This is a genomic window from Pseudomonas sp. GW821-FHT10C09 (genome assembly GCF_059415465.1).
The window spans coordinates 20,028-30,997 of the sequence record NZ_JBWKNG010000025.1 but is presented as its reverse complement, the minus strand read 5'-3'; the positions used below and the strand labels follow the sequence as shown (position 1 = coordinate 30,997).

Annotated in this window: 12 protein-coding genes; 11 read left to right on the top strand and 1 reads right to left on the bottom strand. The window is 58.2% G+C overall.

Features of this window, described 5'->3' with window-relative positions:
- Window positions 1-86 precede the first annotated feature (86 nt).
- The 9 genes from aguB to AC07N8_RS23615 all read left to right on the top strand — a co-directional run bounded on the left by aguB (window position 87) and on the right by AC07N8_RS23615 (window position 7,418).
- Complete coding sequence (gene aguB / locus AC07N8_RS23655) at window positions 87-965, top strand: N-carbamoylputrescine amidase (protein WP_483840927.1); 879 nt, start codon at window positions 87-89, stop codon at window positions 963-965.
- A gap of 5 nt (window positions 966-970) precedes the next feature.
- Entirely contained in the window at window positions 971-2,077 is a 1,107-nt protein-coding gene (gene aguA / locus AC07N8_RS23650; protein WP_493145980.1) for an agmatine deiminase, read from the top strand.
- A gap of 245 nt (window positions 2,078-2,322) precedes the next feature.
- The gene (locus AC07N8_RS23645) at window positions 2,323-2,535 is read left to right on the top strand and encodes an HAD family hydrolase (RefSeq protein ID WP_123435406.1); all 213 of its coding nucleotides are present in this window, start codon (window positions 2,323-2,325) and stop codon (window positions 2,533-2,535) included.
- Window positions 2,536-2,835: 300 nt separating this feature from the next.
- A complete protein-coding gene (locus tag AC07N8_RS23640) occupies window positions 2,836-3,450 on the top strand; it encodes a DsbA family protein (protein ID WP_493145981.1) in 615 nt (204 codons plus the stop codon).
- Between the two features lie 229 nt (window positions 3,451-3,679).
- Window positions 3,680-4,966, top strand: a complete 1,287-nt coding sequence (locus AC07N8_RS23635) for an OprD family porin (RefSeq protein ID WP_493145982.1) — start codon at window positions 3,680-3,682, stop codon at window positions 4,964-4,966.
- 230 nt (window positions 4,967-5,196) lie between these two features.
- Window positions 5,197-5,946: a 2OG-Fe dioxygenase family protein gene (locus tag AC07N8_RS23630; RefSeq protein ID WP_493145983.1), complete on the top strand. Its 750-nt coding sequence runs from the start codon at window positions 5,197-5,199 to the stop codon at window positions 5,944-5,946.
- A gap of 46 nt (window positions 5,947-5,992) precedes the next feature.
- Window positions 5,993-6,406, top strand: a complete 414-nt coding sequence (locus tag AC07N8_RS23625; RefSeq protein WP_493145999.1) for a GNAT family N-acetyltransferase — start codon at window positions 5,993-5,995, stop codon at window positions 6,404-6,406.
- Window positions 6,403-7,122, top strand: coding sequence for an AzlC family ABC transporter permease (locus AC07N8_RS23620; RefSeq protein WP_493145984.1), 720 nt, complete (start codon window positions 6,403-6,405; stop codon window positions 7,120-7,122). Before AC07N8_RS23625 ends, AC07N8_RS23620 begins: the two co-directional genes overlap by 4 nt.
- Window positions 7,101-7,418, top strand: a complete 318-nt coding sequence (locus tag AC07N8_RS23615) for an AzlD domain-containing protein (RefSeq protein WP_483840931.1) — start codon at window positions 7,101-7,103, stop codon at window positions 7,416-7,418. Before AC07N8_RS23620 ends, AC07N8_RS23615 begins: the two co-directional genes overlap by 22 nt.
- Here the strand turns inward: AC07N8_RS23615 and AC07N8_RS23610 are convergent.
- Window positions 7,335-8,261, bottom strand: a complete 927-nt coding sequence (locus AC07N8_RS23610) for a LysR family transcriptional regulator (RefSeq protein ID WP_483840932.1) — start codon at window positions 8,259-8,261, stop codon at window positions 7,335-7,337. The two genes, AC07N8_RS23615 and AC07N8_RS23610, sit on opposite strands and share 84 nt — an antisense overlap.
- A 417-nt stretch (window positions 8,262-8,678) precedes the next feature.
- Between AC07N8_RS23610 and AC07N8_RS23605 the strand changes: the two genes are divergently transcribed.
- Window positions 8,679-9,692 (top strand): 2-keto-3-deoxygluconate permease, encoded by a 1,014-nt coding sequence (locus AC07N8_RS23605; protein WP_077432267.1) that lies wholly within the window; start codon window positions 8,679-8,681, stop codon window positions 9,690-9,692.
- Window positions 9,689-10,969: a four-carbon acid sugar kinase family protein gene (locus AC07N8_RS23600; protein ID WP_493145985.1), complete on the top strand. Its 1,281-nt coding sequence runs from the start codon at window positions 9,689-9,691 to the stop codon at window positions 10,967-10,969. The genes AC07N8_RS23605 and AC07N8_RS23600 overlap by 4 nt, the downstream gene beginning before the upstream one ends.
- The last annotated feature ends 1 nt before the right edge of the window (window position 10,970 follow it).

The following is a 10,970-nucleotide window of genomic DNA, read 5'->3' as shown; positions in this document are numbered from 1 at the left end:
TGTGGACGATCCACAGCTTGCGCTTCCCATTTCTGTCACGGGTCGATGCCACACTCGACCCCAAGCCTTTGCTCAGGAGCCGATTCATGAGCCGTATCGTTACCGTCGCCGCTACCCAGATGGCCTGTTCCTGGGATCTTGAAGCCAATATCGAAACCGCTGAGAAGCTGGTCCGTGAGGCGGCAGCCAAAGGCGCGCAGATCATCCTGGTCCAGGAATTGTTCGAAGCCCCGTACTTCTGCCAGAAGCCCAACGCGGATTACCTGCAACTGGCCACGACCGTTGAAGACAACGTCGCGATCAAGCACTTCCAGAAAGTCGCCAAAGAACTGCAAGTGGTGCTGCCGATCAGCTTCTACGAATTGGCCGGCCGCGCGCGTTTCAACAGCATCGCGATCATCGATGCCGACGGTTCCAACCTCGGGATTTATCGTAAAAGCCACATCCCGGACGGCCCTGGCTACCACGAGAAGTACTACTTCAACCCGGGCGATACCGGTTTCAAAGTGTGGAACACCCGTTACGCGAAAATCGGCGTGGGCATCTGCTGGGACCAGTGGTTCCCGGAGTGCGCCCGCAGCATGGCGTTGCAAGGCGCGGAAATCCTGTTCTACCCGACCGCCATCGGCAGCGAACCGCACGACAAGACCATCTCGTCCCGTGATCACTGGCAGCGTGTGCAACAGGGCCATGCCGGCGCCAACCTGATGCCGCTGATCGCCAGCAACCGCATCGGCAACGAAGAGCAGGACGGCTACGACATTACCTTCTACGGCTCTTCTTTCATCGCCAATCAGTTCGGCGAAAAAGTTCAGGAGCTCAACAAAACCGAAGAAGGTATTCTTGTGCACACTTTCGACCTCGACGAACTGGAACACATTCGCAGCGCGTGGGGTTCGTTCCGTGATCGTCGCCCGAACCTGTACGGCGCACTGAAAACTCTCGACGGTTCCCTGGAGTCCTGATTCTCATGACCACTTTGCACACCACGCCTCGCGCCGACGGCTTCTACATGCCGGCCGAATGGGCGCCACAAACCCAGACCTGGATGATTTGGCCCGAGCGCCCGGACAACTGGCGCCTGGGTGGCAAACCGGCGCAAGCCGCACACGTGGCGGTGGCAAAAGCCATCGCGCGTTTCGAGCCGGTGACCGTCGCGGTTTCCGCAGGCCAGTACGAAAACGCTCGCGCCCGTCTCGACGTGCCGAATATTCGTGTGGTGGAAATGTCCAGCGATGACGCGTGGGTGCGCGACACCGGCCCGACGTTCGTCATCAATAACCGTGGCGAAGTCCGTGGCGTGAACTGGGACTTCAACTCGTGGGGCGGTTTCGACGGCGGCCTGTATTCGCCGTGGAACCGTGACTCGCAGGTGGGCGGCAAGATCCTCGAGATCGAGCGCAGCCAGCGTTACCGCACCGAGGGCTTCGTGCTCGAAGGCGGTTCGATTCACGTCGATGGCGAAGGCACCCTGATCACAACCGAAGAATGCCTGCTTAACCGCAATCGCAATCCGCACCTTGATCGTGCAGAAATCGAAGCGGTGCTCAGCGCCAATCTGGCTGTGGATAAAATCATCTGGCTGCCGGACGGTTTGTTCAACGACGAAACCGACGGCCATGTGGATAACTTCTGCTGCTACGTGCGCCCGGGTGAAGTATTGCTGGCCTGGACCGATGACCCGCAAGACCCGAACTACCAGCGCTGCCAGGCCGCCATGAAAGTCCTGCAAAGCAGCACCGACGCGAAGGGTCGCCCCTTCACGGTGCACAAGATGCCGATTCCGGGGCCGCTGTACGCGACCGAAGAAGAGTGCGCGGGTGTCGACCCGGTGGACGGCACTCAAGAGCGGAATCCAACCGTTCGTCTGGCCGGTTCCTACGTGAACTTCCTGATCGTCAACGGCGGCATCATCGCGCCAAGCTTCGATGACCCGCTGGACGGCCCGGCAAAGGAAATTTTGCAGACGCTGTTCCCGCAACACGAAGTGGTGATGGTGCCAGGCCGGGAACTGTTACTGGGAGGCGGTAACATTCACTGCCTTACCCAACAGCAACCCGCACCGCACAAGGAGTGAGTGGGGTTGTAACAGCCTGAGTCGATTGCAAAATCAACCGGGTTCAGGCGAACCCTCCCCGCACCCTGAAAAGCCCGCAGCCCTTATGGACCGCGGGCTTTTTTGTATCCGCTTGTCGACAGTTCAGAAACATTGGCACAGCTCTTGTATCTGTCATCGCGTGAAACAGGGAGGGGGAGGACTGCGATGTTCTGTCATAAACCTTGGATAAGTTAGCCGCTCACAAACCAGGAGAGAGCGCTGAAATGAACGCCGAAGTGAACGTAGTGAGCGAGCGGGCGTTGCATCCCCTGGCAATTAATAGCGAATCGCTCCAGGTCCTTGCGCACTGGTTCAAATCCAATGGAACGCGTCAGATCAGTGAACCTGATCCGCGCCGGATGATGATCGAGCGCTACCCCGCTGGCTTGTTCAGCGAGGCGGAGCTGGAAGCGTTGTGGGATGTGATGGAAGGATAAGAAAAATAAACAAAGGATTGATAAAGCGCTGCCGGGATGGCGGCGCTTTTTTATGGCCGATGGTTTTTTCAGGGACTGTAGGAGTGAGCCTGCTCGCGATAGCGGTTTTTCAGTCAACACTCATGGCGACTGATACACCGCCATCGCGAGCAGGCTGACTCCTACAGGTTTAGCGATCGGCCGGCGCCATTCGACCGATCGACGAAACAGACTGAAAGCCATTCCAGCGTTTTTCCGCAACCACCTGAGGATTAGTCTGCCGGCATTGAATTTTCCTAACTTCGATGCCGGAGCCTTCTGATGATCCTTCATTACATTTATGACCCGTTGTGCGGCTGGTGCTACGGCGCCAAACCATTGGTGCAGGCGGCCCAAGGCGTGTTGCCGGTAATTGTCCACGGTGGCGGCATGATGACGGGCGCCAACCGCAAGGCTGTTTCACCACAACTGCGCAACTACGTGATGCCCCACGATCGACGCATTGCCGAGTACAGCGGTCAGCCGTTTGGCGAAGCGTATTTTGAAGGTCTGCTGCGCGATGAAACGGCGGTGTTCGATTCCGCTCCGCCGATTGCGGCCGTGCTGACCGCCGAACAAATCGCCGGGCGCGGGATTGAGTTGCTGGGGCGTTTGCAGACGGCGCATTACGTTGAAGGTCGACGCATCGCTGATGAATCGGTGCTGCTTGAATTGGCAAAAGAGATCGGTCTGGAGCCCCTGGCCTTCGAAGCGGCATTAAAAAGCGCCAATACCGAGCAGCACATCAAAGACAGTCGCGCCCTGTTGGCCAAGTTCGGCGGACAAGGTTTTCCGACACTGGCACTTGAGCGAAATGGCCAGTTCACGCTGGTCGATGTCAGCCCTTGGCTCGGCAAGCCCGAGGCGTTTGCGACTTGGCTGGCGCAACTCGCTTAGACGTTTTTCTTCTATCCATAGTCAATTCATCAAATTGACACAGCATTATGGGCGCGACTAGGATCCCGCCCAACGCCTGTGGCTAACCGCCACGACTCACAAAATAATAAAAGGTCCGCCACGATTTTCTCGTGCGCGGGCCTTTTTGTTTTGGGGTGAAAAAAGAGTGCGATAGCGCCGTTTCAGCCGTTCGACACAGCGCGTTTCAACCCGAAATAAGGAAAACAAAATGTTGAACAAGCGAATCAGCCTGATCGCTCTGGGGATGTTGAGTGCTACACAGGCCATGGCTAACGACCAGGCCGAGTCCAAGGGTTTCGTTGAAGACAGCAGCCTCAAAGTGCTGCTGCGCAACGCCTATATCAACCGTGATTACAAAGACGGCAACCCGGATAAATCCGAGTGGGGCCAAGCGGCCATCGGCACGTTCTCGTCCGGTTTCACCCAAGGCACCGTTGGTGTGGGTGTCGACGCTTTCGGTCTGTACGCCCTCAATCTGGAGCGCAGCGAAGACCGTAGCGGTGCGCAAGGCATCGACTTTTTCAAAAAGGGCGACAGCGGCCAGCCGGCTGACGATCTGTCCAAGGGCGGCGCTGCGATCAAATTCCGCCTGTCCAGCACCACGCTGACCTACGGCGACCAGATGCCGGCCCTGCCGGTGTTGAGCTACGACAACTCGCGCCTGCTGCCAGAAAGCTACACCGGTACCTTGATCACCTCCAAAGAGATCAAAGGCCTGCAACTGGACGCCGGTCGTTTCACCGCCGAATCGCGTAAAAGCGCTGAAGGTCGTGACAGCGGTGGCTTGAAGTCGATCAACGTCTTGGGCGGTAGCTACCAGTTCACCGAGCAATTCAAAGGCGCGCTGTACGCTTCCGACGTCGAAGACGTGTTGAAGAAGCAATACGTGAATGCCAACTACATCTTCCCGATCGACAAGGATCAGTCCCTGACCCTGGATTTCAACGGCTACCGCACCAAGCTGGACGATTCCTACGTCCGCGAAAACGGTATCACCGGCGATGACAACAAGATCTGGAGCCTGGCCGCGACCTTCGCCACCGGCCCGCACTCGTTCACCCTCGCGCACCAGCGCAGCACGGGCGACAGCAACCTCGGCTACGCCTACGGCGGCTATCAGAAAGACCAGGGGCGCGTGGGCGACGGTGGCAACACCATCTACCTGGCGAACTCCTACTGGTCCGACTTCAACGCAGAAGACGAACGCAGCTGGCAGTTGGGCTACGGCCTGGACTTCAGCGCGTTTGGCGTTCCGGGCCTGACGTACAACGTGGCGTATGTGCGCGGTGACAACATCACCACGTCCACCAGCGAAGGCGGTACCGAGCGCGAAATCTTCAACCAGTTCAAATACGTCGTGCAAAGCGGCCCGGCCAAAGACCTGAGTGTGAAGCTGCGCAGCTCGGTGCTGCGTGTGTCGCAGAAGTCCAGCGAGTACAACGTCAGCGGTAACGAACTGCGTGTGTTCGTGGATTACCCGATCAACGTCTTCTGATGATCGAGTAAGCGTTAAAAAATCGAAAATCCCTCGACCGGCTCGGGGGATTTTTTTGCCTGGTGAGGGTTAAAAAGCGCTAGAAAACGCTGTTTTCAGTCGTAAAAGGTCAAATTGCAGCTACTTCAAACGCCGTTTCAAGCAACGCTTGATATGCCTGAAATTCTTTCTCATGGACGCAAATCCTGTGCTCTCTAGATTAGGTTGCTAAATGCACGGAGATTTTGAAAATGCTCGTTTTGAACAAAGAAGTGGGCGAATCGCTACGGCGCGACAAATACGTCAACGTCAAAAGTAGTGACTTCAATCTGTTCGGTCACTTCTCCGACTTCGTCAGATTGACCAGAAGTTGGGAAAACATGGAGCCCGACAGTTACTACGGTCAGGCTGAGGCGGGCAATCGGTACCGACGCTACAGCGATTTCGAATACAACCCGAAGACTCGTGAACTGACGCAGCTGGAGCACCGCGCCTACGTCCAGTCCAAGGCCAACAATGCCTATGTGGGCGGAATGGTTCGGCACTTTCAGGACTTCTCCGATGAAATCATCCATTCGCCGGTGATGCGCAGCCTGATCGACACGGATTTCGAGGTGTACAAAAACGTTCTGCCGCCGGAACTGCACGATGAAATCTGGCAATGCCAGATTCACCAGATCCGTATCGAGATCAAACCAGGCAAGCAACTGGAGATCACCCCGGAAGGTATTCACTGCGACGGTTACCCGTTCAGTGGCGTGCATTTCTGGGGACGCAATAACGTGGAGGGGGCGGAAAGCCGCTTGTACAGCGCCCATGAACAAGAGCATCTGGCGTCGACGACTTACACGGACATTCTCGATACCACTTACTTCCTGGATCGGGACATGCGCCACTACGTCACGCCGGCGCGCAACACCCATTCCCACGCCATGGCCTATCGGCAAATTCTGGCGATTTCCTTCTCGCGGCCCGGGACCGCTTTCGACATTGTTCGCTGAACAGTACAACGCCGCGATCAACCTCGCTGAGTGCCCTGCACCGGTGATGTTGAGGCGTACGACAGCCAAGGACGCACAGCGCCTGGAGCGCTTCTTCCGGCAATTCGAAGAGGTGTCCTTCTGCGAATGGCAGGACGCCAAGTGCCTGCGCGGTGTGTTGGTGCAAAAGACCACCACCGCCTTCATCGCGCTCGACACCAGCGGCGAAATTGTCGGCGCGGTGCTCGGCGGCATGCTGGGTAGTCGCGGCACGATCAACCATTTGGCGGTGAGCCCGTTGTATCGCAGCCAGGGCGTCGGTCAACGGCTGGTTGAAGCGGCCTCGGCGGACATGAAACGCGTGGGCGTGCTGCGCATGTTCCTGTTTGTCGACGATGCCAACCTCGCCGGCCAACGCTTTTGGAGTGCCCAAGGGTTTTATGAGCCACGCGGCGAAAGAACATTTGAGAGGGATCTATGAATGAGACGTCCAGCAGCCGTCCGCTGATGGTCGGGCCGCAACAACGTTCGCGCACCTTTGCAGAAGCCAGCCCGGTAGTGGCGGGCTATTTCACGGTGTCGTTCGTGTTCGGCCTGATGGCGGTCAATGCCGGGATGCCAGTGTGGTTGCCGGTCGCCATGTGCCTGTTTGTCTACGCCGGTGCTTCACAGTTTGCCGCGCTGGCACTGATTACCAGTGGCGCGTCGCTGACCACCATTGTCCTCACCACATTTTTGATCAACGCGCGGCACATGCTGATGTCCGTTTACATGGCCAAGGCGTTGCAGGCGATGGGACTCAGTCGTCTTGAGCGTTGGTGTTACGCGGGTGGGTTGACCGATGAATCGTTCGCTTTCCACAGCGTCAAACTGGGCAAAGGAGCGCCGGTCAATGTGCGCTACCTGATTGGCTTCAATCTGTTTTGCCACACGTCGTGGGTGCTCGGCGGTTTGCTCGGGGCGATTTGCGCGCAGTACGCGGCGCACTTGATCAAGTATCAGCTCGACTACGCGCTGACGGCGATGATGCTCTACGTCCTGGTTTCGCTGTGCAATACGCGTAATAAACTCATCGCTGCACTGGCCGCTGTCGCCTGCATGGGCGCACTGAGCCTGGTCGGCAGCTCGCCGTTCAACGTATTCATCGCCACCTTTGTGGGCTGCGGGGTGGGTGTATGCCTGACCAAACGTTTCTGATTCTGGTCGTCGTCCTGATGATGGCCGTGACCTTCCTGCCGCGTGCGCTGCCGCTGCAAGTCAACACCGACCATTGGCCGCCCTTCGTCGCCCGTGCGCTGGAATACTTGCCGGTGGCGATCGTCGCTGCCATCAGCGTTACGCCGTTGTTGATCAAGGATCAGCACGTGCAGCTCGATCGCCCGGAATTTTATGCCGCGATTCCGACGTTGTTATGTGCGTACTTCAGCAAAAACCTCTTTCTCTCCGTTGCGGTGGGAACGGCTGCGTACATTGCGCTCGGTTCGTTCCTGTAGCGGCAGGTCGACCACATCGTGCAACGCCTGGCCCGACAACTCAGGGTTATTGACCGCCAACCGCACTTCGAGGGCATCTTCGAAGCCAGGGAAAATGGTCAAGCCGTTACGTTGGGCCGCATCACGGGACACCATGCCGAGGCCATCCATTTGCGTGATCAGCGACAGCGTCAGCGTTTCACTGCAGGAGTAGACCATCCGCTTGTTCGACTCGTAATTGCCCAGACCGGCGTCGAGAAAGCGCAAGAAGCTGTGGGAGTACGGACAATCGTCAGCCGGCCGAACCTGAAACTTGTTGCCAAGCATCACCAGCGGATCATGTTCCTGGCCGCAATGGGCACCGACCACCTGCACCTGGACGTCGGGCAGGATAATGCTCGGTAATCCCGGCTGCTGCGGGCCGATCAACACCGCCAGGTCGAAGTCTTCGTTCTTCAGCTTGCTGAGGTTCTCCATCGACTCGGCGTAGCTGAACTCCAGCTGATAGTCGGGAAACACCTCAATCAGGCGTCCGATCATTCGCCGATTGAAGTCAGACGAAAGCGTCGTGTTCAGCGCCACCCTGAGCGTGCGCTGCCCAGGCTCTTTCAACGCGGCGACTTTTTCTTCGAGTTGCCGCGTGGCCACTAACACCTTGTCCATGAAAGGCGTGAGCTCCGTGCCCTGCGTGGTCAGGGTCAACCCCTTGTTGGAGCGACGAAACAACCGAAAACCAAACTGCTCTTCGACCTTGTTCAACTGCGCAGCCAATGCCTGCACCGTTAAACAGGAATGCTCTGCCGCCGCCGACAATGAGCCGGTCTGCACAATGCGCATCAGGTTGCGTAGGGTTCTGCTATCCATTGGGTAATGCCCTCTAAAGTGGGCTGGCTATTGTTGAGTACCTGGCCGTCGGTTGGGCGATACGTGCTGGCTATAATCCTGCACCTGAACCCGCTTGTCCCGAGTTTAGTAGCGAAATGATGCGGGCGTCCGATGGTTGGAGGGTTGCGCAGGATCGAGGGTTTTCTGGGGAGGGTGGGTAATCGGGGTCAAAGAATGCTCGGACCGGGAGGTTTGGGCATTTTTTTGCGTTTTGTTTTCCCCTGTCACAGCAGGCTCCTCCACCACAAATGATCAAAACGATCATTTGAATGATTGATTTGCGCAATTTATGACGAAAGCCTAAGATAAATTTGACTGAATTAATCACTGCGTGATCGATTCAGTCAGTTTCGAGGTGATAAACGTCTTGCCAAACAATTATAAAAGGAGACCCTCGTGGCCCAAATTCCTATCAAGCGCACCATAGAACGCATCCCTGGCGGCATGATGATTGTCCCGCTGCTGATCGGTTCGCTGGTGGCTACCTTTCTTCCCGATACACCGAAGTTTTTCGGCTCTTTCACCAATGCGCTGTTCACCGGGGCATTACCCATCCTCGCGGTGTTCTACGTTTGCATGGGCGCGAGCATCAACATCAAGGCCACGCCTTACCTGCTGAAGAAGGGCGGCACGCTGCTCATCACCAAAGTCGGCATCGCCGTCCTGATTGGCATTGTGCTTGGGCACTTCCTGGGCGAGCAGCCGGTTTCGTCAGGTCTGTTCGCCGGTATTTCCACGCTGGCGATCGTTGCTGCGATGAACGACACCAACGGCGGGTTGTACATGGCGCTGATGGGGCAATACGGTCGATCCGAAGACGTCGGTGCCTACTCGGTCATGTCCCTGGAGTCCGGGCCTTTTCTGACGATGGTCACCTTGGGTATCGCCGGCCTGTCGGCCTTCCCGTGGCCGACGCTGGTGGGCAGCATTCTGCCGCTGGCCCTGGGCATGTTGTTGGGCAATCTTGACCGTGACATGCGCGATTTTCTGGCCAAAGCCGTTCCGGTGATGATCCCGTTCTTCGCCCTGGCACTCGGCGCCAGCCTGGATTTGCATAACGTCTGGCAGGCCGGTTTGCTCGGTCTGGGAATGGGTGTTGCGGTTGTCGTGTTGACCGGTATCCCGCTGTTCTTCGCTGACCGTTTGACCGGTGGCACTGGCGTCGCCGGCGTCGCAGCGGCCACTACCGCCGGGAACGCCGCCGCCGTGCCAGCACTGATCGCGGCGGCCAATCCGGTGTACGCAGAAGCGGCCAAGAGCGCGACCATATTGGTCGCTGCTTGTGTCGTAGTGACCGCGATTCTCGCGCCGCTGCTCACCGCCGCCGTTGCAAAGCGCGTGCAACAACGCAATCCCGTCGTTATCCCTGAACCGGAGATCGAGCCTCAAAAGCAGGAGGCCTTGCGATGAGGATTCTGATCATCGCGGACGATTTGTCGGGCGCGGCAGATTGCGCCATCGGTTTTGCGAGCGCGGGGCTACAAACGGTGGTCACGCTCGACCCTTTGAATGACAAGGCTGACGCTCAGGTGATTGCGGCCGATACGGACACTCGACGCCTCTCTCCGGAGCGGGCCGCCGAGCGCACCGTCGCTGCATTTAAAGCGCTGCATCAACCTGGGCAGCGACTGTATAAAAAGATTGACTCGACCTTGCGTGGCAACTGGGCGGCCGAAGTCGCTGCCCTGCAACCGTTGGCAGGCCTGGCCATCGTCGCCCCGGCGTTTCCCGCCACCGGGCGTACGTTGCGTGGCGGTCGGGTGTTCGTGAACGGCCAGCCACTGGAAACCACCGACACCTGGAAACTCGAAAACGCCGACCGCCCGGCTGACGTCGAAGCGATGCTCATCGCCGCAGGCCTTAGCACCGCGAAGCTGGACCTCGACACCTTGCGCGGCAACGAAAATGCGCTCGCACAGCACATTATCGAAGTCGCCCGCAGCGGCACGCAGGCGTTGATCGTCGACGCACAAACCGAAGATGACCTGCTGACCCTCGCTCGCCTGACCGCGTCGATGGAACAGCCGCTGTTCTGGATTGGTTCGGGTGGTCTAGCTCGGGAAATAGCCGGTCTTCCTGGCTTCAGCGAAACAGGTTTCACGGCCATCGAACCGGATGCCGTCGAAAAAAGTCAGGCGCCTATCCTGATACTCGTCGGTAGCCTTTCCGGAGTCTGCGATCGGCAATGCGCACTGCTCAAGGAGCGTGGCGGCGTCAGCGAATTGGTCGTACCGCCCGAGGTCCTTCGCCAGGGCACAACGCATGTCGATTGGGCGACGTGGCAGGCGCGCATCGGCGAGCAACTGGACGGCTGGAGTGACCTGCTGCTGCGCATCGGCCGCGATGAAGCGTTCGATCCCCAGGAGGGCGCGCAACTTTCGACCCTGCTGGCCGTGTTGGTAGAGCCACACTTTGCCAAAATCGGCGGCTTGATCGCCACGGGTGGCGAGACGGCGCGGGCCATATTGACCACCGTCGGCATCGACAGCCTGCAACTGCTGACGGAAATCGAAGCCGGCGTCGCCTTCGCCCGCCCGACCGTTTCCCGGCAGGGCCATCGTCCCGGCATCGTTACCAAGGCAGGCGCGTTCGGCACCGATCACGCCTTGTATGCGGCATGGCAACACTTGAGCGACAACGCCAATCGCTCCCCGTCCAAACGCACACGAATCCAAGGACTCCAATGAA